19 protein-coding genes are annotated in these 23,071 nt (G+C 56.0%); all 19 read right to left on the bottom strand.

Going from position 1 to position 23,071, the window contains the following annotated elements; all coding sequences use genetic code 11:
• Positions 1-15: 15 nt before the first annotated feature.
• A complete protein-coding gene (secA, locus tag KOSB73_RS07040) occupies positions 16-2,721 on the bottom strand; it encodes a preprotein translocase subunit SecA (protein WP_024360315.1) in 2,706 nt (901 codons plus the stop codon).
• A 62-nt stretch (positions 2,722-2,783) separates the two neighbouring features.
• On the bottom strand, positions 2,784-3,293 hold the full coding sequence (gene secM, locus KOSB73_RS07035; protein ID WP_004872173.1) for a secA translation cis-regulator SecM: 510 nt from the start codon (positions 3,291-3,293) through the stop codon (positions 2,784-2,786).
• Between the two features lie 247 nt (positions 3,294-3,540).
• Positions 3,541-4,458: a UDP-3-O-acyl-N-acetylglucosamine deacetylase gene (gene lpxC / locus KOSB73_RS07030; protein WP_004098599.1), complete on the bottom strand. Its 918-nt coding sequence runs from the start codon at positions 4,456-4,458 to the stop codon at positions 3,541-3,543.
• 100 nt (positions 4,459-4,558) lie between these two features.
• On the bottom strand, positions 4,559-5,710 hold the full coding sequence (gene ftsZ, locus KOSB73_RS07025) for a cell division protein FtsZ (protein ID WP_004098597.1): 1,152 nt from the start codon (positions 5,708-5,710) through the stop codon (positions 4,559-4,561).
• Positions 5,711-5,772: 62 nt separating this feature from the next.
• A complete protein-coding gene (gene ftsA / locus KOSB73_RS07020) occupies positions 5,773-7,029 on the bottom strand; it encodes a cell division protein FtsA (RefSeq protein ID WP_004098594.1) in 1,257 nt (418 codons plus the stop codon).
• A complete protein-coding gene (gene ftsQ, locus KOSB73_RS07015; RefSeq protein ID WP_024360314.1) occupies positions 7,026-7,859 on the bottom strand; it encodes a cell division protein FtsQ in 834 nt (277 codons plus the stop codon). Before ftsQ ends, ftsA begins: the two co-directional genes overlap by 4 nt.
• A 1-nt stretch (position 7,860) precedes the next feature.
• Positions 7,861-8,781 (bottom strand): D-alanine--D-alanine ligase, encoded by a 921-nt coding sequence (locus KOSB73_RS07010; RefSeq protein ID WP_004872176.1) that lies wholly within the window; start codon positions 8,779-8,781, stop codon positions 7,861-7,863.
• Positions 8,774-10,249: a UDP-N-acetylmuramate--L-alanine ligase gene (murC, locus tag KOSB73_RS07005; protein ID WP_024360312.1), complete on the bottom strand. Its 1,476-nt coding sequence runs from the start codon at positions 10,247-10,249 to the stop codon at positions 8,774-8,776. Before murC ends, KOSB73_RS07010 begins: the two co-directional genes overlap by 8 nt.
• A 47-nt stretch (positions 10,250-10,296) precedes the next feature.
• Positions 10,297-11,367 carry an undecaprenyldiphospho-muramoylpentapeptide beta-N-acetylglucosaminyltransferase gene (gene murG, locus KOSB73_RS07000; RefSeq protein WP_024360311.1) on the bottom strand — a complete coding sequence of 357 codons (1,071 nt, stop codon included), beginning with the start codon at positions 11,365-11,367 and terminating at the stop codon, positions 10,297-10,299.
• Positions 11,364-12,623 (bottom strand): cell division protein FtsW, encoded by a 1,260-nt coding sequence (gene ftsW / locus KOSB73_RS06995; RefSeq protein ID WP_004128950.1) that lies wholly within the window; start codon positions 12,621-12,623, stop codon positions 11,364-11,366. The genes murG and ftsW overlap by 4 nt, the downstream gene beginning before the upstream one ends.
• The gene (murD, locus tag KOSB73_RS06990; protein ID WP_049090146.1) at positions 12,623-13,939 is read right to left on the bottom strand and encodes a UDP-N-acetylmuramoyl-L-alanine--D-glutamate ligase; all 1,317 of its coding nucleotides are present in this window, start codon (positions 13,937-13,939) and stop codon (positions 12,623-12,625) included. Before murD ends, ftsW begins: the two co-directional genes overlap by 1 nt.
• 2 nt (positions 13,940-13,941) lie before the next feature.
• Positions 13,942-15,024 carry a phospho-N-acetylmuramoyl-pentapeptide-transferase gene (gene mraY, locus KOSB73_RS06985; protein ID WP_004098585.1) on the bottom strand — a complete coding sequence of 361 codons (1,083 nt, stop codon included), beginning with the start codon at positions 15,022-15,024 and terminating at the stop codon, positions 13,942-13,944.
• Positions 15,018-16,376, bottom strand: coding sequence for a UDP-N-acetylmuramoyl-tripeptide--D-alanyl-D-alanine ligase (gene murF / locus KOSB73_RS06980; protein ID WP_024360309.1), 1,359 nt, complete (start codon positions 16,374-16,376; stop codon positions 15,018-15,020). Before murF ends, mraY begins: the two co-directional genes overlap by 7 nt.
• Complete coding sequence (murE, locus tag KOSB73_RS06975) at positions 16,373-17,860, bottom strand: UDP-N-acetylmuramoyl-L-alanyl-D-glutamate--2,6-diaminopimelate ligase (protein ID WP_004872180.1); 1,488 nt, start codon at positions 17,858-17,860, stop codon at positions 16,373-16,375. The genes murF and murE overlap by 4 nt, the downstream gene beginning before the upstream one ends.
• On the bottom strand, positions 17,847-19,613 hold the full coding sequence (locus tag KOSB73_RS06970) for a peptidoglycan glycosyltransferase FtsI (RefSeq protein ID WP_004098582.1): 1,767 nt from the start codon (positions 19,611-19,613) through the stop codon (positions 17,847-17,849). The genes murE and KOSB73_RS06970 overlap by 14 nt, the downstream gene beginning before the upstream one ends.
• A 15-nt stretch (positions 19,614-19,628) precedes the next feature.
• The gene (gene ftsL, locus KOSB73_RS06965) at positions 19,629-19,994 is read right to left on the bottom strand and encodes a cell division protein FtsL (RefSeq protein WP_002888550.1); all 366 of its coding nucleotides are present in this window, start codon (positions 19,992-19,994) and stop codon (positions 19,629-19,631) included.
• Entirely contained in the window at positions 19,991-20,932 is a 942-nt protein-coding gene (gene rsmH, locus KOSB73_RS06960; RefSeq protein WP_004128935.1) for a 16S rRNA (cytosine(1402)-N(4))-methyltransferase RsmH, read from the bottom strand. The genes ftsL and rsmH overlap by 4 nt, the downstream gene beginning before the upstream one ends.
• 1 nt (position 20,933) lies before the next feature.
• Complete coding sequence (mraZ, locus tag KOSB73_RS06955) at positions 20,934-21,392, bottom strand: division/cell wall cluster transcriptional repressor MraZ (protein ID WP_004108122.1); 459 nt, start codon at positions 21,390-21,392, stop codon at positions 20,934-20,936.
• A 625-nt stretch (positions 21,393-22,017) separates the two neighbouring features.
• The gene (cra, locus tag KOSB73_RS06945; RefSeq protein ID WP_004098577.1) at positions 22,018-23,022 is read right to left on the bottom strand and encodes a catabolite repressor/activator; all 1,005 of its coding nucleotides are present in this window, start codon (positions 23,020-23,022) and stop codon (positions 22,018-22,020) included.
• Between the last annotated feature and the right edge of the window lie 49 nt (positions 23,023-23,071).

The following is a 23,071-nucleotide window of genomic DNA, read 5'->3' as shown; positions in this document are numbered from 1 at the left end:
TCAAGATTGTAAAGTTTAGCTCAGACGACCGTGGCACTGCTTATATTTTTTACCGGAGCCGCACGGACACGGATCGTTACGACCCACTTTACGCTCGCCGGTTTGTTCAGCCAGCGCCTCCGCGGCAGCGGTATCATCATCCTGGTGGCTCAACTGCTGCATCTGCGCCAGACGCTCAGCTTCTTCACGACGCTGCTGCTCCATCGCTTCCACCTCTTCCGGCATCCGCACCTGAACTTTGCTCAGCGTACTGATCACTTCATACTTCAGGGACTCCAGCATTGAAGCGAACATGGAGAAAGATTCACGCTTATATTCCTGCTTCGGATCTTTCTGCGCATAGCCGCGCAGATGGATGCCCTGACGCAGGTAGTCCATCGCTGCCAGATGCTCTTTCCACAGGGAGTCCAGCGTTTGCAGCATGACGCCTTTTTCAAAGTGACGCATCATTTCAGCGCCAACCACTTCTTCCTTGCGCTGATAGGTTTCAATGGCGCTCTGCAGAATACGCTCGCGCAGCGTTTCTTCATGCAGCTCCGGCTCTTTATCCAGCCACTCTTTGAGCGGCAGATCGAGGTCGAAATCATTTTTCAGACGCTCCTGCAGGCCTTCGATATCCCACATCTCTTCCAGCGACTGCGGAGGAATATGGGCATCGATGGTCGCTTTAAATACGTCTTCACGAATGCTGTTAATCGTCTCGCTCACGTCGGTCACGTCGAGCAGCTCATTTCGCTGGGTGTAAATAGCGCGTCGCTGATCGTTAGCCACATCGTCATATTCCAGCAGCTGCTTACGGATATCGAAGTTGCGGCTCTCGACTTTACGCTGCGCGTTGGCGATCGCTTTGGTCACCCATGGATGTTCGATAGCCTCACCCGGCTTCATACCCAGTTTACGCATCATGCCGGACACGCGGTCAGAAGCGAAGATACGCATCAGAGCATCTTCCATCGACAGATAGAAACGGGAAGAACCGGCGTCCCCCTGACGGCCTGAACGACCGCGCAGCTGGTTATCAATACGGCGAGACTCATGGCGTTCGGTGCCGATAATATGCAGACCACCCGCAGCCAGCACCGCATCGTGACGAACCTGCCAGTCGGCTTTGATCTGCGCAATCTGTTCCGGAGTCGGGTCTTCCAACTGGGCGATCTCAGCCTGCCAGCTACCGCCGAGCATAATGTCGGTACCACGACCGGCCATGTTGGTCGCAATGGTCACCGCAGACGGATAACCCGCCTGAGCGACGATATCCGCTTCGCTGGCATGGAATTTCGCGTTCAGCACGTTGTGCTTGATGCCCGCCTTCGTCAATTCATTAGAGACCACTTCTGATTTTTCGATAGAAATGGTCCCCACCAGCACCGGCTGGCCAGCGGCGGTACGCTGTTTGATATCTTCGATAATGGCCTGGATTTTTTCCGCTTCGGTCATATAAACCAGGTCCGCCATGTCTTTACGAATCATCGGGCGGTTGGTCGGAACCACAACGGTATCCAGCTTGTAGATCGAACTAAATTCAAACGCTTCGGTATCGGCAGTACCGGTCATCCCCGCCAGCTTCTCGTACAGGCGGAAATAGTTCTGGAAGGTAATTGAAGCCAGCGTCTGGTTTTCGTTCTGAATATCAACGCCTTCTTTTGCTTCAACGGCCTGGTGCAGACCATCGGACCAGCGACGCCCCTGCATCGTACGGCCGGTATGTTCGTCGACGATGATCACTTCGCCATCTTTAACGATGTAATCAACATCGCGGGTAAACAGCACGTGTGCGCGCAGCGCGGCGGTCACATGGTGCATCAGCATGATATTAGTCGGTGAGTACAGCGACTCGCCTTCTTCCATAATACCTTCATTTACCAGCAGCTCTTCAATCAGCACCAGACCGCGTTCGGTCAGGTTTACCTGACGCGCTTTCTCATCAACGGAGAAGTGTCCTTCGCCGGTAAAGGTCTCGGAGTCTTCTTTATCCTGACGTACCAGGTGCGGAATGATCTTGTTCACTTTCTTATACATTTCCGAGCTGTCTTCAGCCGGGCCGGAAATGATAAGCGGGGTACGCGCTTCATCGATCAGAATGGAGTCGACTTCATCCACCAGCGCATAGTGCAGTTTGCGCTGCACGCGCTCTTCAGGGCTAAACGCCATGTTGTCGCGCAGATAGTCAAAGCCATATTCGTTGTTGGTGCCGTAGGTGATATCGGCTGCGTAGGCTTCACGCTTGGCCGGCGCAGGCAGGCCGGACATGTTAATCCCAACGGTCATCCCCAGGAATTCAAACAGGGGGCGGTTGTTCTCCGCATCACGCTGCGCCAGATAATCGTTGACGGTGACCACGTGAACGCCTTTGCCGGTCAGCGCATTCAGATAGGCAGGCAGCGTTGCGGTCAGCGTTTTACCTTCACCGGTACGCATTTCTGCAATACAGCGGTCGTTGAGGACCATGCCGCCGAGCAGCTGAACGTCAAAGTGACGCATACCGAAGACGCGCTTACTGGCTTCACGCACGACGGCAAAGGCTTCCGGGATCAGGCTCTCCAGGCTTTCACCTTTTTCCAGGCGAGCGCGGAACTCCGCGGTTTTCCCTTTCAGTTCGTCATCGGAAAGCTTTTCCATGGAAGGTTCCATGGCGTTGATCACGTTGACGGCTTTGCGCATACGACGCAGCGTACGGTCGTTACGGCTGCCGAATACTTTAGTTAATAATTTGATTAGCATAATAAAATCTCAAACGCCCCGCGCTGCGGAGTCACAAAAAAATAGAATGGTCCGTTTTTGGTTTAGCTGAGGCGTTGAGGCCCGGCGCGAATGCCGGTAACCTGGCTAATCCAGGTACAGACGCGAAACGCGCGGTGGGAAAAAGAGGGGTTGTATGCCGCCAGGCGAACAATGGCAGGAGGTGTACTCTCCTGCGTCAACAGCGCGCTAAGCGTGTCAAGCAGAGCCAGATGCTGCGCCTGAAGCGGTGAAGACTCTTCCGCTACCGGCAGCGCCTGCGGCGCCATCGCAAAAGAGAGATGGCGAATAACCGTACGAATGGCGTGCTGATGCCAGTAATCAACGGTGAAATTAGGTCGACGGCTGGAAGATTCCAGCAGCGCTAGCTGAGAAAAATTAACTTTCGCAGGATTATGGTTGCTGGACGTCGTTTTAGCGGGCGACGCGGTCTCATGTTCATGACCATTGCTAAGCGCAGGCAGGCCGAGACTAGCCGCGACCATCCCCAACAGGAGATGCGGCCAGAAATACCGTCTGCCAAACTGTCGCCAGCGCGTCAGCAATCCACTCACTTACGTTACCTTTTGTTGGTAGCAACCCTGAGAAATATTTTGCGTCCAAATACTAACATTAATACGTCTTCACGGCAGCAGGAATGAGGTCTCAGGCGGGGTAAAAACGTTTAAAAAAGGAACGAACGCGCAAAAAATGCAGTTAAAAATCAAAGCAGGACGCAGCGAGAATATAAAAAAGAAAACGACTGGCTCCCTGGCCGGAGAGAGTACCAGGTTACCAGTCGAATTTACTGCCGGGTCTGACTTATGCCAGAACCAGCGTCGGAGCGCGGAACGCCAGCGGCATTTCTGCGTCGTCCTCGAAGGTCACATACTCCCAGGCTTCCTGTTTTGCCAGAACAGCCTGCAGCAGTTTGTTATTCAGCGCGTGACCGGATTTGTATGCCGTAAATGCACCGATAATATTGTGACCACACATAAAGAGGTCGCCAATGGCATCCAGCATTTTGTGACGGACAAACTCATCTTCAAAACGCAGACCGTCTTCGTTCAGTACGCGATAATCGTCAACAACGATGGCACAATCGAAGCTGCCGCCCAGGCACAGGCCGCGGGACTGCAGATATTCGATATCACGCATGAAGCCGAAGGTACGCGCGCGGCTAATCTGGCGCATAAACGCATCAGCCGAGAAGTTCATTGCGTAGCGCTGGCTGCTGGAGTCAATCGCCGGATGGTTAAAATCAATGGTGAAGTCCAGTGAAAAACCATTATACGGTTTGAATTCAGCCCATTTATCGCCATCTTCAACGCGAACCGTCTCTTTGATACGCACAAATTTCTTAGCGCAGTTCAGTTCATCGATGCCGGCATCCAGCAACAGATAAACGAACGGAGCCGCACTACCGTCCATAATCGGGACTTCCGGCGCATCGACTTCAATAATAATGTTGTCGATACCCAAGCCAGCCAATGCAGCATTGAGGTGCTCGACCGTCGATATCCGCACGTCATGCTCGTTGACCAGGCAAGTACAGAGCATGGTATCACGCACAGATTTGGCATCAGCCGGAAAATCAACCGGTGGATTCAAGTCGGTGCGACGATAGATGACCCCGGTATTTGCCGGCGCAGGGCGTAACGTCAGGGTGACTTTCTTGCCGGTATGCAAACCGACGCCAGTCGCCTGAACGATACGTTTAAGAGTCCTTTGTTTGATCATCGTATAATCTCGCCAAGTTACCTATCCAACCGAAGTGTACTATACATTCGGCAGGCCAGTTTAGCACAAAGAGCGCAGATGCCCAACTTCCAGCCAATTCTTAATCGGCTTGCTTACGCAGGAAGGCTGGGATATCCAGATAATCCGGCTCTTTCGCCGCCTGCGGCGTATTGTCGTTGACCACTTTTGCGGCCGGTTTCTGCTCTTGAGTCAATGGAGACATACCGTGCTGCTGGTAACGATCCATCACCGGCTGCTGCACCTGCTTGTTAGTCACCAGAGTAATTTCCGGACGTTTGTCCATACCGATACCGGTGGCAACAACGGTTACGCGCAGTTCGTCGTTCATATCCGGGTCCAGAGAAGTACCGATAACCACGGTGGCGTTATCCGAAGCAAATGCGCGGATAGTATTACCCACGGTCTCGAACTCATCCAGACGCAGATCGAAGCCCGCAGTGATGTTGACCAGAACGCCACGCGCGCCGGACAGATCGATATCTTCCAGCAGCGGAGAAGAAATCGCCATTTCAGCCGCTTCTTCCGCACGGTCTTCGCCGCTCGCCACGCCGGAGCCCATCATGGCGTAGCCCATTTCAGACATCACGGTACGCACGTCCGCAAAGTCGACGTTCATCAGGCCAGGACGGGTGATCAGTTCAGCGATACCCTGCACCGCGCCTTTCAGCACATCGTTTGCGGCGCCGAAGGCGTCAAGCAGAGAAATGCCGCGGCCCAGTACTTTCAGCAGCTTGTCGTTCGGGATGGTGATCAGCGAGTCGACGTGCTTGGATAGCTCGGTGATACCCTGCTCAGCGAACGCCATACGTTTCTTGCCTTCAAAATTGAAAGGCTTCGTCACCACGGCAACGGTCAGGATACCTAAATCTTTTGCAACTTCAGCAACCACTGGCGCAGCACCGGTTCCGGTACCGCCGCCCATGCCGGCTGCGATAAACACCATGTCGGCGCCGTCAAGAGCGGCACGCAACGCTTCACGGTCTTCATCCGCTGCGTTACGGCCGACTTCTGGGTTTGCGCCTGCGCCCAGACCTTTGGTAATACCGCTACCGATCTGGATAGTCTGGCCAACAGCCGTTTTGCGCAGAGCCTGCGCGTCGGTGTTCACCGCGAAAAACTCAACACCCTCAATGCGCTCGCGCACCATGTGCTCAACGGCGTTACCGCCGCCGCCGCCGACGCCGATGACTTTAATCACCGCGTCGTTGGTCAGTTCCATAGGTTCAAACATAATTTCTCTCTCCGTTGTGCCTGTCGCCTGAGATCGCTAATTTTCTGCGTTCTCTTAAAAAATTAAAACTCTTTTCGCAACCAACTGTTGAGTCGTTTGATCCACGACCCGACCGTTACGCGTTTTTCCACTTCTGCTTCACCACTGAGATGAGATTCCTTCCCGTAGTGCAGCAACCCAACCGCCGTCGAGTAATACGGCTCCTGGGCATAATCCGTTAATCCGGTAATGTTCAGCGGCGCGCCAATTCTCACCTGCGTATGGAATACGCGCTGCGCGCAGGCGGCAAGTCCTTCTATTTGCGCCGCACCGCCGGTTAATACAATGCCTGCCGCCAGGTGGTGCTTCACACCTTGCTGACGCAGCTGTTCCTGCAGTTGCAGAATCTCTTCATTCACGAGGTTGAGCAATTCGGTATAGCGTGGCTCAATCACCTCTGCCAGCGTCTGACGCTGCAGGCTGCGGGGCGGACGCCCGCCCACGCTCGGTACTTCGACGTTTTCATCTTTACCAACGATGGAGCCCAGCGCACAGCCGTGACGCACTTTAATGGCTTCCGCGTCGCTCGGCGGCGTACCGAAAGCGTAAGCAATATCGCTGGTCACCACGTTGCCCGCGTACGGGATCACTTTGGTATGACGCAGCGCGCCGCCGGTATATACCGCGATATCCATTGTACCACCGCCGATGTCCACCACGCAGACACCCAGTTCACGTTCGTCTTCCGTTAATACGGAATAGCTGGCGGCTAAACCGGCGAAAATGAGCTGATCAACTTTCAGACCGCAACGTTCCACCGCTTTGACAATATTTTTCGCCATATCGTTATGGCAGGTAATCAAATGCACTTTCGCCTGCATACGTACGCCAGACAATCCGACGGGGTTTTTGATTCCCTCCTGGTAGTCGATGGCGTACTCCTGCGGGATAACGTGCAGAACGCGATGTTCGTCGCGCACGCGAACCGATTTCGCGGTATGTACCACGTTTTCAACGTCGTCCTGCGTCACTTCTTCTTCTGAAATCGGCACCATGCCAATTTCATTTTGACAGCTGATATGTTTGCCTGAAAGCGCCAGATAGACTGACGAGATCTGGCAATCCGCCATCAGTTCGGCCTGGTCAATGGCGCGCTGTACGCATTTCACCACGGATTCCAGGTCGTTCACTCCGCCTTTATCCATACCACGCGATGGGCAACTGCCCACGCCAATGATATTAATCATACCGTCGGGCAGAACTTCCCCTACTAAAGCAGCAACCTTAGCGGTGCCAATCTCCAGTCCAACTACCAGTTTTCTGTCCGTCGCCTTGATCATTGTTGTTCTGCCTGTGCCTGATTCTGTTGTTGTTGAGTTTCCTCTACGGGAGCCGGTACCCAACCGACTGCCGCTCCCGAGTCATAACGCAAATCAACGTAGCTTATCCGTTTGCCGTCGGTCTGCGCCTGCTGCTGAAGAACCGGGTAGAGTTCCATAAAGCGCTGAAGCCGTTTCATGGTGTCACCCCGGCCAAGGTTGAGCTTAATATCGTTATTCAGCGTCAACTGCCAGGAACGACGCGCGGTCATTGCCGCCACTTTCAACGTGAACTTATCCTTTGCCAGCACCTGCCCCATGTCGCGGTATCCCTGAAGAACTTCGTTCTCGCTGCCTTCCGGGCCGTACAACATCGGTAAATTCTGTTTACTGGTGCGATCTGACGGCACGCTGAAAGAATTTCCGTCCACGTCTACCATATGCTGATCATTCCAGCGCGCAATCGGCACATATTCAACCAGATGAATCTTCAATTCGTCCGGCCACTGCTTTCTGACGCTCGCCTGCTTAATCCACGGCAGACGTTCAATCTGGCTTTGAATTATATTGACGTCCTGCGTCATAAAGGTGCCCGGCGACCCTAATGCCAGAATCGCCTGACGGATATCATCGTTGCGCGTGTAGTGACGCTCACCGGTGACCACCATCTTTGACAGCGGTAATCGCTGTGCATCCTCCATCCAGCCCAGAACCATCCATCCGCTGACCAGCACGGTACAGAGCACCGCCAGCAGGAAGAAAATACCTGCCAGACGAGAGCCATTACTTCGACGCGAAGAAGTTTCTTCTTCCTCTTCGTGGTTCCGCGTATTCAGCGCAGCCTGCGACATATCACCCCGCCAGGTCCAGAATTCGTACAACAAGCTGCGAGAAGCTCATCCCGGCCTGACGCGCCGCCATTGGCACCAGGCTATGGCTGGTCATGCCAGGAGAGGTGTTTGCTTCCAGCAGATAAAACTGGCCATCGCTGTCCAGCATCACATCAATTCGTCCCCAGCCGTAACAGCCAAGACTCTCCCAGGCTTTTTGTACCAGAGCCTGGATTTCCGACTCGCGCGCGGGATCTTCAAAACCTGGGCAGAAATATTGCGTTTCATCAGAGAGATACTTTGCTTCATAATCATAGAAGGTTCCAGCCGCCTGGATACGTATTGACGGTAAAATTTCTTCTCCGACGATGGCGACAGTAAATTCCGGCCCACTGAGCCATTTTTCAATCAGAACTTCATCATCATGCTGAAAAGCCAGCGCCAGTGCATTTTGTAATGCACAACTTTCGTTGACTTTGGACATACCGACGCTGGAGCCTTCCCGGCTCGGTTTTATAATCAATGGCAGTCCGAGGGCCGAGATTTGCTGTTCAACTTCAGCAGAAAGCCCCGCGTCGAACTGTTTACGCGTTAGCGCAACCCATGGCGCAACGGGTAACCCCGCGCCCTGCCACAGTAATTTACTGCGCAGCTTATCCATTGAGATAGCAGAAGCCATCACGCCGCTGCCCGTGTAGGGGAGTTGAATGAGCTCCAGCAGCCCCTGCAACGTACCATCTTCGCCGCCGCGGCCGTGCAACGCAATAAACGCTTTCTGAAAACCCATATTTTTCAATTGGGTAATATCGGTATCGCGCGGGTCGACAGGATGCGCATCGACACCAGCTTCACGCAGACCGGCAAGCACCGCCGAACCTGAATTGAGCGAGACTTCACGTTCAGCGGAGGTTCCGCCGAAGAGGACCGCGATTTTATCAGCCATGGCGTTCCTCCTGCGTTGTTTGCGGTTGCAATTTAATTTCCGCCAGGTGACGAGCGATTTTTCCGATATTTCCCGCCCCCTGAACCAGCACCAGATCGTTGCCGGTCAATACCGAAGCCAACATTTCCGCCGCTTGCGCCGGGTCGGAAACCAGGATCGGGTCGACTTTACCGCGCCCGCGAATCGTACGGCACAGCGAGCGGCTATCGGCGCCAGGAATGGCGGCTTCGCCAGCGGAATAAACGTCCAGCATCAGCAGCGCGTCAACCTGGGTCAGCACGTTGGCGAAATCGTCGTACAGATCGCGCGTACGGGTAAAACGATGCGGCTGAAACAGCATAACCAGATTTTTATCCGGCCAGCCCGCCCGCGCCGCTTTGATGGTGGCATCCACTTCCGTAGGATGATGGCCATAATCATCGATCAGCATCGCGGTGCCGCTTTTACCGTTAACCTCAGCTAACGGATATTCGCCAAGGAAATCAAAACGACGGCCGGTACCCTGGAAGCTTTCCAGCGCGCGCAGGATAGCTTCATCATCAATACCCTCTTCCGTCGCAACGGCCACCGCCGCCGCCGCATTCAGCGCATTGTGGCGACCTGGAGCGTTCAGCGTTACCTGAATAACATCTTTATCCTGACGTACCAGACGGAAATGCCCCTGGGCGCCGACCTGACGATACTCTTCCACGCGAACGTCGGCATCATCGCTGAAGCCGTAGGTGGTTATCTGGCGGCCAACGCGCGGCAGCAGTTCACGGATAACCGGATCGTCCACGCACATCACCGCACGACCGTAGAACGGCAGATTGTGCAGGAAGTTAATAAACGTCTGCTTCAGGTTTTCGAAGTCGCCATGGTAGGTATCCATATGATCGGCTTCGATATTGGTCACGATAGCAACCATCGGTTGTAAATGCAGAAACGAAGCGTCGCTTTCGTCCGCTTCGGCAATCAGGTAGCGGCTGTGGCCAAGACGGGCGTGGACGCCAGCGGCTTTCACCAGACCGCCGTTTACGAAGGTTGGATCAAGTCCCGCTTCAGCATAAATGCTCGATACCATCGCCGTGGTCGTGGTTTTTCCGTGCGTGCCAGCAATGGCAATGCCGTGACGAAAACGCATCAGCTCCGCCAGCATCTCGGCGCGACGAATAACCGGAATACGCGCTTCGTGGGCGGCGACAATCTCCGGGTTATCCGCAGAAATTGCGCTGGAAACGACGACAACGCTCGCATCGCGCACGTTCTCAGGGCGATGGTTGAAATAAATCGTGGCGCCAAGCTGAGCCAGCTGCTGAGTCACCGGATTCGGCGCCAGATCGGAGCCGCTAATCTGATAACCTTCGTTGGCCAGAACTTCGGCAATACCGCCCATGCCGGCACCGCCAATGCCAACAAAGTGAATGTGCCGGACGCGACGCATCTCGGGCACTATGGAACGCAGTTTTGCCAGATCTTGTGTATTCATTCTTTACGCCATCAACTTCTTTATTCGGACGGTGATCATCACCGCGATTAGCGCGCCAGTGCTGCGGCGCTCACTTCTTCTGCTACCCGTTCGGTAGCGTCCGGAATCGAGGCTCTACGCGCTCGCTCCGCCATATCCAGCAGCGTTTCGCGATCCCAACTTGCCAGGGTTTGCGCGACGGCCTCCACGGTAAACTGCGGCTGCTCAAGGATCTTCGCTGCCCCGGCTTTCTCCAGCGGCAGCGCATTCCAGTACTGCTGACGATCTTTGTGCTGAAAAGGCACAAACAGCGCCGGTAAACCAGCGGCGGCAATTTCGCTCACCGTCAGCGCTCCGGAACGACACACAACAACATCGGCCCAGGCATATGCCGCCGCCATGTCGTCAATAAACTCGGTAACTTTGTGCTGAGGCTGCCCGGCATCGCAATAGGCCTGCTGCACGGTTTCCTGACCGCCTTTACCGCTCTGGTGCCAGATGGTGACAGAAACACCGAGCTTCGCCGCCACCTGCGGCATCGTCTGATTGAGCACGCGCGCGCCCTGCGAACCGCCCACCACCAATACGCGAATCGGTCCCTGACGTCCGGCTAACCGCTGCTCCGGCAGCGCCAGCGCCAGCACATCGGTGCGAACCGGGTTACCCACAACATCAGCATGCGGGAAAGCGCCGGGGAACGCCTGCATCACTTTTTTAGCGATTTTCGCCAGCCATTTATTCGTCAGGCCGGCAATACCGTTCTGTTCATGCAGCACAACCGGGATCCCCAGCGACCATGCCGCCAGACCGCCGGGGCCGGAAACGTATCCGCCCATACCCAGCACCACGTCCGGCTGAAAACGCTGCATAATCGCCCGCGCCTGACGCCAGGCGTTGAAAATACGCACCGGCGCCAGCAGCTGCGCCTTCAGGCCCTTGCCGCGCAGGCCGGAAATCTGAATGAAATCAATTTCAATGCCGTTCTTCGGCACTAAATCCGCTTCCATACGATCCGCGGTGCCCAGCCAGCGAACCTGCCAGCCCTGGTCCATTAAATGGTGCGCAACCGCCAGTCCCGGGAACACATGTCCGCCGGTACCGCCCGCCATCACCATTAACCGCTTTTCCTGACCGCTCATCGAACACCCCGTGTAAACGCCTGGGCTTTTTCCAGGCGCGTTTCATAATCAATTCGTAACAGCAACATGATGGCCGTCGACATAATCAGCAAGCTTGACCCGCCGTAGCTGATCAGCGGCAGCGTCAGGCCTTTAGTTGGCAGCATACCCGCCGCCGCGCCGACGTTAACCAAAGCCTGGAAGCTAAACCAAATTCCAATGGCGCAGGCCAGAAATCCGGAGAAACGGTGGTCAATCTCCAGCGCCTTACGGCCAATGGACATGGCGCGAAAAGCGACGAAGAATACCATTAAAAGAGCGAGTACCACACCGATATAACCGAGCTCTTCGCCGATAATGGCGAAGATGAAATCGGTATGCGCCTCCGGCAAATACTCCAGTTTCTGCACCGAATTGCCCAGGCCTTGCCCCCACATTTCGCCGCGACCAAAAGCCATCAGCGACTGGGTCAGCTGATAGCCGCTGCCGAACGGATCTTCCCACGGGTTCCAGAAAGAGGTTACGCGGCGAATACGATACGGCTCGGCGAGAATCAGCAGGACAACCGCTGAGATCCCCATCCCGATAATGGCGATGAACTGCCACAGCTTGGCCCCCGCCAGGAACAACATGGCCAGGGTGGTCACAAACAGCACGACGACGGTCCCGAGGTCAGGCTGCGCCAGCAGTAAAATCGCCAGTACGAAAATCACGCCCATCGGCTTTAAAAAGCCGCGCAGGTTGTTACGCACTTCGTCGCCTTTACGCACCAGGTAGTTGGCGATGTAGCAGAACAGCGACAGCTTGGTGAACTCCGCAGGCTGGATACGCAGCGGCCCCAGCGCAATCCAGCGCGATGCGCCGTTGACCGAGCTGCCGACCACCAGAACAATCAGCAGCATGACGATAGAGGCGATCAGCATCGCGGTACTATGGCGCTGCCAGAACTCCATCGGCAGGCGCAGCGTCACCATCGCCAGCCCTAAAGCCAGCAGGATGTATAAGCCATCGCGCTTGGCAAACAGAAATGGATCGTTAGCCAGACGCTGGCCTACCGGCATCGACGCCGAGGTCACCATAATGAAGCCGATCGCGGCCAGGCCAAAGGTCAGCCACAGCAGCATCCGGTCATACATGACCAGACTATCGGTATCTTTTTGCCGCGAGCCCATCACCCAGCCTTTCAGCGCGGCGAACAGCCATGCGAAAATAAACATTCCCGGCAGACGCGGCAGTCTCAGCCGTGGCATTTTCAGGCGCGGGAGTGATAAACGCATCAACCTAACTCCTTCGCCAGGCGAGCAAAGACGTCGCCGCGTTGTTCAAAGTTTTTAAACTGATCGAGGCTGGCGCACGCCGGGGATAGCAGAACCATATCGCCCGGGACAACCTGTGGCGCAATCTGGCGCATCGCCTGCTCCATGGTTTCCGTTTGCACAGCGACATCCGGGCGAAGGGCAGCCAGCTGCGCGCCGTCGCGGCCAAAGCAGTACAGGCGGACGTTGTCGCCGGTCAGGTAACGGCTTAACGGCGTGAAATCAGCCGATTTCCCATCGCCGCCCAGCAGCAGATACAGCGTTCCGTCAAGCTGCAGTCCATTGAGCGCCGCTTCAGTACTGCCGACGTTCGTGGCTTTAGAATCGTTGATCCAGCGCACGCCGTTGTGCTCCAGCACCTGCTGGAAACGATGCGCCAGGCCGGTAAATGTCGTCAGCGCTTTCAGGCTGCTGGCGCGCGGCAAACCTGCGGCGTCCGCCAGGGCCAGCGCAGCCAGGGCGTTACTGTAGTTGTGCTGGCCGCTAATCTTCATCTCTTTGACGTTGAGCACTTTCTCGCCTTTAACGCGCAGCCAGGTTTCCCCTTGCTGACGATTCAGGTGATAGTCGCCAACGTCTACGCCGAAGCTGATGCAACGATCGTCAGCGCCGCGTACCGGCATGGTTAACGCATCGTCGGCGTTGACGATACAGGCTCGCGCATTTTCGTAAACTCGCAGTTTGGCGGCGCGGTACTGCTGGAGCCCCAGCGGATAGCGGTCCATATGATCTTCGGTGACGTTAAGGATCGTCGCCGCTACCGCCCGCAGGCTCGAAGTGGTTTCCAACTGGAAGCTGGAAAGCTCCAGGACATAGAGTTCGCGCTCAGGATCCAGCAGCATCAGCGCCGGCAGGCCAATATTGCCGCCTACGCCGACGTCCAGACCCGCCGCCTTCGCCATTTCCCCTACCAGCGAAGTGACGGTGCTTTTACCGTTAGACCCGGTGATAGCAATAATCGGCGCCTGCGCCTCGCGGCAGAACAGTTCGATATCGCCGACAATTTCTACGCCTGCATCCGCCGCCGCGCTCAGGGAAGGATGCGCCAGCGCGATGCCCGGGCTGGCGACAATCAGGTCAGCCGTCAACAGCCAGTCTTCGTTCAGACCGCCAACATAGCGCTCAACGGCTTCCGGCAGTTTATCCAGCCCCGCAGGCGCAACGCGGGTATCCATCACCCGCGGCGTCACGCCGCGGGCCATGAAAAAGTCCACGCATGACAGGCCGGTCATACCCAGCCCAATAATGACGACTTTTTTACCCTGATAATCTGCCATGATTAACGTACCTTCAGCGTCGCCAGGCCTATCAGCACCAGCATCAGCGAAATAATCCAGAAGCGCACGATCACGCGCGGTTCCGGCCAGCCTTTCAGTTCATAGTGATGGTGGATCGGCGCCATGCGGAAAATGCGCTGACCGCGCAGCTTGAAGGAGCCGACCTGCAGAATCACCGAGAGCGTTTCCACTACGAATACGCCGCCCATAATCACCAGCAGAAACTCCTGGCGCAGCAGCACGGCGATAATACCCAGCGCACCGCCGAGCGCCAGAGAACCCACATCGCCCATAAAGACCTGCGCCGGATAGGTGTTAAACCACAAGAAGCCCAGCCCCGCGCCGACAATCGCCGTACAGACGATCACCAGTTCACCGGCATGACGCAAATAAGGGATATGCAGGTAGTTGGCGAAATTCATGTTCCCCGTCGCCCACGCGACCAGCGCGAATCCGGCGGCAACAAATACGGTCGGCATAATCGCCAGCCCATCGAGGCCGTCGGTCAGGTTGACCGCATTCCCGGTTCCGACGATGACAAAGTAGGCCAGCAGGACGTAGAACAGGCCCAGCTGCGGCATGACGTCTTTGAAGAACGGCACCACCAGTTGAGTCGCCGGCGTATCTTTCCCCGCCATGTACAGCGCAAAGGCAACGCCCAGCGCAATCACCGACATCCAGAAGTATTTCCAGCGGGCAATCAGGCCTTTGGTATCTTTACGCACCACTTTGCGATAGTCATCGACGAAGCCGATGATGCCGTAGCCGACCAGAACCGTCAGTACGCACCAGACGTAGGGGTTGGATGGGTAAGCCCACAGCAGAACGGAGACCACAATGGCGGTCAGGATCATAATCCCACCCATCGTTGGCGTACCGCGCTTACTAAAGTGAGATTCCGGGCCATCATTACGCACAACCTGGCCAAAGGAGAGTTTTTGCAGACGGGCAATCATGCGCGGGCCCATCCACAAAGAGATGAACAGCGCGGTCAGCAGGCTGACGATGGCGCGAAACGTCAGGTAGGAAAAGACGTTAAAGCCTGAATAATATTTGACCAAATGTTCGGCCAGCCATACTAACATGTTCCGTTCTCCTGTAATGCGCGTACTACCACTTCCATGGCGGCACTACGTGAACCCTTCACTAAAATGGTCATAATTTTGTGTTCTGACAGCAGCGCTTGCAGCCGCGTTACCAGCAGCGCTTTATCGTTAAAGTGTTCACCGACGCCGCTGGCGCCGCTGATCTCCGCGCTCAAGGAACCTACGCTCAGTACGCGATCGAGCCCGGCTGCTTTTGCCGCTTCGCCCACCTGGCGATGGCACGCCTGGCTTTCCGCGCCGAGTTCAGCCATATCGCCGACCACCAGCACCCGGTAGCCCGGCATCTCAGATAGCACCTGCACCGCGGCGGTCAGCGAGCCGACGTTAGCGTTATAGGAATCATCCAGCAGGAGCTGGCTATCGGTCAGCTGAATCGGGAATAAACGCCCCGGCACCGCTTTCAGATCTTTCAGCCCCGCTTTAATTGCCTCATGCGTCGCGCCTACCGCCATGGAAAGCGCCGCTGCGGCCAGCGCGTTGGCGATGTTATGGCGCCCCGGCAGCGGCAGCAGCACATCAACGCTGCCGGTTGGGGTTTGCAGAGTAAATTCGGTCCCGTGCGAAGTCACATGAACGTTGGTTGCCGTGAAGTCGCTATTGGCGGCGTTCGGCGAGAAGCGCCAGGTTTTACGATCGCCAATGACGCTTTGCCAGTTCAGCCAGTCATTATTGTCGGCGTTCATAATCGCGATGCCGTTGAGCGGCAGGCCGGTGTAAATTTCGCCCTTCGCTTTCGCCACGCCTTCCAGGGAACCAAAACCTTCCAGGTGCGCGGCGGCCAGGTTATTCACTAACGCCGCTTCAGGTCGCGTCAGGCTGACGGTCCAGGCAATTTCGCCCTGGTGATTGGCGCCTAGTTCGATAACCGCGTAGTCATATTCTTTGGTGAGACGCAGCAGCGTCATCGGCACGCCGATATCATTGTTCAGGTTGCCAGCGGTATACAGCGTATTGCCGCACTGGCTCAGAATCGCGGCGGTCATCTCTTTGACCGAGGTCTTGCCTGAAGATCCGGTCAGCGCGACCACGCGCGCCGGAACCTGCTGGCGCACCCACGCGGCCAGTTCGCCGAACGCCAGACGCGTATCCTTCACCACCACCTGCGGCAAATCGCAGGCCAGCCGCCGGCTGACCAACAATGCGCCCGCGCCGGCAGCCTTAGCCTGTTCGGCAAAGTCATGTGCGTCAAAGCGCTCGCCTTTTAGCGCCACGAACAGGCAGCCCGCCGTGACCTTACGGGTGTCAGTGGTGACGTCTTCGATCGCCACATCGCTGCCGTGCAGCTCGCCGCGCGTAATGTCGGCAAGCTGGCTGAGAGTCAAGCGAATCATGCTACCGCCCCCAGCAGACGCGCCACGGTGACGCGATCGGAGTAATCGAGTCGGCGATTGCCGACAATTTGATAATCCTCGTGGCCTTTACCCGCCACCAGAACGACGTCGTTTTCTTTCGCCTGCATTACCGCGTTGGTCACCGCCTCCGCGCGCCCTTCCACCGCTTTGGCATGGCCCGCATCGAGCATACCGGCCAGGATATCGTTGATAATCGCCCGCGGCTCTTCGGTACGCGGGTTGTCATCGGTGACAACCACGATATCGGCAAACTCTTCGGCGATCGCCCCCATCAGCGGGCGCTTGCCTTTGTCGCGGTCTCCGCCGCAGCCGAACACGCACCACAGTTTACCGTTGCAGTGCAGACGCGCCGCCTGCAGCGCTTTTTCCAGCGCGTCGGGCGTGTGGGCATAATCAACCACGACGGTCGGTTTACCCGGCGCGCTGAACACTTCCATACGCCCGCAAACCGGCTGCAGGCGCGCGGCGGTTTTCAGCAGTTCGGCCAGCGGATAGCCCAGCGCCAGCAGAGTGGCTAACGCCAGCAGCAGGTTGCTAACGTTGAAGGCGCCCATCAGGCGGCTTTCGATCTCGCCGTTGCCCCAACTGGAGGCAAACTGAATGGTGGCGCCGCTGTCGTGATAGTTCACGGCGGTTGCTTTCAGCCAACGCCCCCGGCAGTTCGGGTTAATGTGGTCTTCCATTGATACGGCCACCGCATCCGGCAGCTTCGCCAGCCAGCGGCGACCGACTTCATCGTCCGCATTGACAATCGCCTGACCGCAATGATGGGTTGAATAGAGCAGCCATTTCGCCGCTTCGTAATGCTCCATATCACCGTGATAATCAAGGTGATCGCGGCTCAGGTTGGTGAAGACCGACGCGGCAAACTGCAGCGCGGCGACGCGATGCTGCACCAGCCCGTGGGAAGAGACTTCCATCGCGGCGAACGTCGCCCCCTGCCCTGCCAGGCCAGAGAGTACGTGTTGAACATCAACCGCCGAACCGGTGGTGTTTTCCGTGGGGATAACTTTCTCCAGCAGGCCATTGCCTACGGTTCCCATGACCGCGCTGGTTTCTCCCAGCAGCTGCGCCCATTGCGCCAGCAGTTGGGTGGTGGTGGTCTTGCCGTTAGTCCCGGTGACGCCAACCAGGCGCAGTTGTTCCGAAGGCTGATGGTAAAAACGTCCGGCCAGCGCGGATAAGCGCTCGTTGAGTTGGCTCAGATAGATAACCGGCACACCGTGCATTTCACGGATTTCGCCATCATGAGCCTCATCTTTGGCCTCAGCAATAATGGCAGCAACACCTTGCGCTATCGCCTGCGGGATATAACGACGCCCGTCCGCCTGATGACCTAAAACCGCGACAAAAAGATCGCCAGAAGCAGCCACCCGGCTGTCCAGCGTCATTTCTCGCAGAATTCGCTCCGGCGCATTTGGCACCCACGGAGCGAGAAGGTCGCGCAAATTACGATCTGCCACCTGTTCCCTCGCCTTGATTAATCACTAATTCACTTTTTTCAGCCGTTGCCAGCGCATCCGGTTCAATGTTCATGGTACGCAGTACGCCGCCCATGATGGCACCGAAGACCGGCGCGGAAACGGCGCCGCCATAGTATTTACCCGCCTGCGGATCGTTGATCACCACCACCAGCGCAAAACGCGGGTGGCTGGCGGGCGCAACGCCTGCGGTGTAAGCAATATATTTGTTGATGTAGCGGCCGTCGGGCCCCACTTTCTTCGCCGTACCGGTTTTAATAGCGATGCGATAGCCTTTAATCGCCGCCTTCACGCCGCCGCCGCCGGGCAGCGCTACGCTTTCCATCATGTGAACAACGGTACGAACGAGTGATTCCGGGAAGACGCGCTCGCCCGGAACCGGTGGATCAACTTTGGTAATCGACAGCGGGCGATAGATGCCGTAGCTGCCGATCGTTGCGTAGACTCGCGCTAACTGTAACGGGGTTACCATTAGCCCATAGCCGAAAGAAAAGGTGGCCCTCTCTATGTCAGACCACCGTTGTTTTTGAGGGTATAAGCCACTGCGTTCTCCGACCAACCCCAAATTGGTCGCTTTTCCAAGTCCAAAACGTGAGTAAGTGTCTACTAACGCTGAGGACGGCATCGCTAACGCCAGCTTGGAAACACCGACGTTACTCGACTTCTGTAGCACCCCGGTCAGGGTCAATTCGCTGTAGCGCGCCACGTCTTTGATTTCGTGGCCGTTAATTCGATAGGGAATGGTGTTCAGTACGGTATTTTCGTTAACAATGCCGCGCTGAAGCGCCGTCATCACTACCATCGGTTTTACCGTTGAACCTGGCTCAAACACGTCGGTAATGGCGCGGTTACGCATGGTATCTTTGGAGGTGCCCGCGAAATTGTTCGGGTTGTAGGATGGGCTGTTGGCCATCGCCAGCACTTCGCCGGTGTTGACGTCAACCAGAACCGCAGTACCTGACTCCGCTTTGTTAAACGCCACCGCATTATTCAGCTCGCGATACACCAGCGCCTGCAGGCGCTCATCAATGCTCAGCGCCAGGTTATGCGCGGCCTGGCTATCGGTAGACGAGATATCTTCGATGACCCGCCCGTAGCGGTCTTTACGCACGATACGCTCGCCGGGCTGGCCGGTGAGCCACTTATCAAAGCTCTTCTCAACGCCCTCAATCCCCTGGCTATCGACGTTAGTGAAGCCAATGAGGTGAGCGGTTACTTCGCCCGACGGATAGTAGCGGCGCGACTCTTCCCGCAGATGAATGCCCGGCAGCTTGAGTTTGCGGATGTAATCGGCCATATCAGGGTTAACCTGACGCGCCAGATAGATAAAACGCATCCGCGGATTGGTATTGATACGCGATGCCAGCTGATCCAGCGGCATATTCAGCGCATCGGCCAGCGCCTTCCAGCGGTTGTCGAGCGTCACGCCGCCGGCTTCATGCAGCTCTTTCGGGTCAGCCCAGATGGCTTTTACCGGTACGCTCACCGCCAGCGGGCGGCCGGAACGATCGGTTATCATGCCGCGCGCGGTGGAGACCTCCTGCACGCGCAGAGAACGCATGTCCCCCTGACGTACCAGCATGTCCGGGCTAATTACCTGTAGCCAGGCCACGCGGCCCAGCAGGAAGCCCAGCGCCAGCAGAATACAGCCGCACAGCAACGCAAAACGCCAACTGATAAAGTTGGCCTGTTCTTCCTGACGTTTTGCTTTTGGCGTTTTCGGCGCTGCTTTCATGCGTCGCAATAATCCTTATTTCTGTACAACGATATTTTCTTGTGATGGATCGACGTGCTGCATCTGCAGCTTCTCGGTCGCGATCCGCTCAACCCGACTGTGATCGCCGAGAGCGTTCTCTTCGAGGATCAGGTTGCGCCATTCAATATCCAGCGCGTCGCGTTCCAGCACCAGCTGTTCGCGCTGCGCGGTTAAGAGGCGAGTATGGTGCGCCGTTGTCACCACCGTAATCGCCGTGATAATGATGCAAATGAACAGGCAGAGTGGCAGCTTCCCAAACCGCAGAAGGTCGTCTCCGATCACGCCAGGCAAAGCATGGCGCTCGTTGCTTCCTATCGACCCTTTCACCTTGCTTAGGGCTTCTGTCACTCTGCCGATCATGCGTTCGTCCTCTCTGCAATACGCAGAACTGAACTACGGGCACGAGGATTTTCAGCTACCTCTTTTTCGCCCGGCATCAACTTGCCTAATGCTCTTAGCTCACGGCCGCCCAGTTTTTTAAGCTGCTCTTCGGTCATCGGTAACCCTGCCGGAACCTGCGGACCGCGGCTTTGCTCGCGCATAAAGCGCTTCACAATACGGTCTTCCAGCGAGTGGAAACTGATGATTGAGAGCCGCCCGCCCGGGGCCAGCACGCTGAGCGAGCTTTTTAGCGCCTGCTCTATCTCCTCCAGTTCACTGTTCACCCAAATGCGCACCGCCTGGAAGGTACGGGTCGCGGGATGTTTGAATTTGTCTTTCACCGGCGTCGCCGCCGCAACGACTTCCGCCAGCTCTTTGGTGCGGGTCATCGGTTCGATGCGGTTGCGTTCGACGATGGCGCGGGCGATGCGTTTACCAAAGCGCTCTTCGCCAAAGGTTTTGATAACCCAGGCGATGTCCGCCTCGTCGGCGGTTTGTAGCCATTCAGCGGCAGATTGACCGCGCGTCGGATCCATACGCATATCCAGCGGGCCATCGCGCATAAACGAAAAACCACGTTCAGCGTCATCCAGCTGCGGCGAGGAGACGCCAAGATCGAGCAAAATACCGTCGATCTTACCGGTGAGATTGCGCTCGCCAACATAGTCGGCCAGCTGAGAAAAAGGACCATGAACGATGGAAAAGCGGGGATCATCGATAGTTTTCGCGACGGCGATAGCCTGCGGATCGCGATCGATCGCCAGCAGACGTCCCTCCGCTCCCAGCTGGGAGAGAATCAGGCGCGAGTGGCCGCCGCGACCAAAGGTACCATCAATGTAGATACCATTTGGACGAATATTCAGGCCGTTAACGGCTTCATCCAGCAGTACCGTAGTGTGTTTATAATTTTCCATCATTTTACAAAGACAAATCCTGCAGGCGCTCCGACAGTTCCCCGGAAGCGGACTGCTCAGCGTCGATATCTTCCTTGACCCGTTGATACCAGGTCGTTTCATCCCACAGCTCAAACTTATTGAACTGCCCGACCAGCATCACTTCTTTTGTCAGCCCGGCATGTTGCCGCAGCACCGGCGCTATTAATAGCCGCCCGGCGCTATCCATCTGACATTCGCTGGCATGTCCCAAAAGCAAACGCTGTACGCGCCGCTCGGTGGGGTTCATGCTCGATAAACGCGATAATTTTTGCTCAATGATTTCCCATTCAGGCAAAGGGTAAAGCAGCAGGCACGGGTGATGGATGTCAATGGTGCACACCAATTGACCGGAAGCATCCTCGATCAGCCCGTCGCGGTAGCGCGTCGGTACGGCCAGACGGCCTTTGCTGTCGAGATTGACTAACGTTGCCCCACGGAACATGCCAGCCTCACCCCTTTTCGCCACTTTACCCCACAAATTCCCACAAGAAGGAGTTTACGGAGCGGAGGAAAAGCTTGTCAAGCCAGCACGAATGCCAACAGAGCTCAAAAACCCATTATTTACAGCCGATATTCGCCCTGAGGAAAAATCAACCAACAAACGAGGCAAATTAACGTTATGAATATCGGTAAGAAAACAACCAACAAACTTGTAACAGTTAAAGCAGCAAAATATCTTCGCGGGGAAAATATAAAGTGTCAGTTTGCGACGCGAGCGGCATTTTAGGCCATTCTGGTGACCGTTAACAGTACCAGTTTTCGCAGGAGAGGCACTCTTACTGCGGAGTACAGCGCTTATGGCTTTCATAATAGCGAGGAAACGGGTGTTAATTCAGCAACTCACCCGCCGAATGTAACAAAATAATACAACTAAATTCATTAATCCCTTAATGGGCTAATTAAAGCGCAAAATAAAGAAGGCTAAGAATAAAATTAAAAGAGATGTCAGGAAGATTAAGGATTTGTCTGAAAGATGCTTAACCCTGCAATTTTTACGTCATCTCATCGAATTATCGCCAGACGCGTAACCGTCTGGCGAATGCGTAACGAATAATTCTGATAACGCACTAGCGGCGGTTCAGACTGCCGCGGCGATAAAGATTGCGCCGAATGCGGCTTAACCCCGGTTTCGGCTTCCGCGGTTCATCAAGGCTGGCGAGCACAATCTCCAGCACGCGTTCCGCAACGTCGCGATGACGCTGAGCAACGGCTAAAACGGGGCACTGGAGGAAATCCAGCAGCTCATTATCGCCAAAAGTCGCAATCGCCAGTTCCGAAGGCAGCTTCCCTTCCCGGCGCAGCGTGACGTCCATCACCCCCTGCAGTAACGGAAATGAAGTTGTAAACAGCGCCTGAGGCATCGGATGAGTTTCCAGCCACTTTTCGAAAAGCTGGGCCGCGGCTTCGCGCTCGTAGCTGTTAGCGTAGAGGAAATGCACCTCTCGCGGATCGTCCTTCCACGCCGTACGGAATCCCTGCTCACGCAGGAAGCTCACCGAAAGTTCCGGCAGTGCGCCAAGGTACAGCACCGTTTCAGCAGGGAATTTACGTAACTCCGCCCCAAGCATTTCAGCGTCGTCCTGATCGGCGCCGACGACGCTGGTGAAGTGCTCACGATCGAGCGCGCGGTCAAGGGCAACAATCGGGAACGGATCGTTAGCCCAGCGCTGATAGAACGGATGCTCAGGAGGTAATGAGGTGGAAACGATAATCGCATCGACCTGACGCTGCAGCAGATGCTCAATGCAACGCATTTCGTTATCCGGTTGATCTTCGGAACAGGCGATCAGCAGCTGATAGCCGCGCTGGCGCGCCTGACGCTCCAGGTAATTTGCGATGCGCGTATAGCTGGTGTTTTCCAGGTCCGGGATAACCAGGCCAATGGAACGCGTACGTCCTGCACGCAAGCCTGCAGCAACCGCATTCGGGTGATAGTTGTGCTCACGAACAACCGCCATCACCTTTTCAACAGTTTTATCGCTGACGCGATACTGCTTCGCTTTACCATTAATCACATAGCTAGCGGTAGTTCGAGAGACACCGGCCAGCCGGGCGATTTCATCCAGTTTCACAATTGCCCCTTGGGTAATAAGTACAGAACATAACCATTCTTCAGGTATG

It is taken from the genome of Klebsiella grimontii (assembly GCF_900200035.1).
Taxonomy (GTDB): domain Bacteria; phylum Pseudomonadota; class Gammaproteobacteria; order Enterobacterales; family Enterobacteriaceae; genus Klebsiella; species Klebsiella grimontii.
Note: the sequence above shows the minus strand (reverse complement) of the source record. Positions and strands in the feature narration are given on the sequence as shown.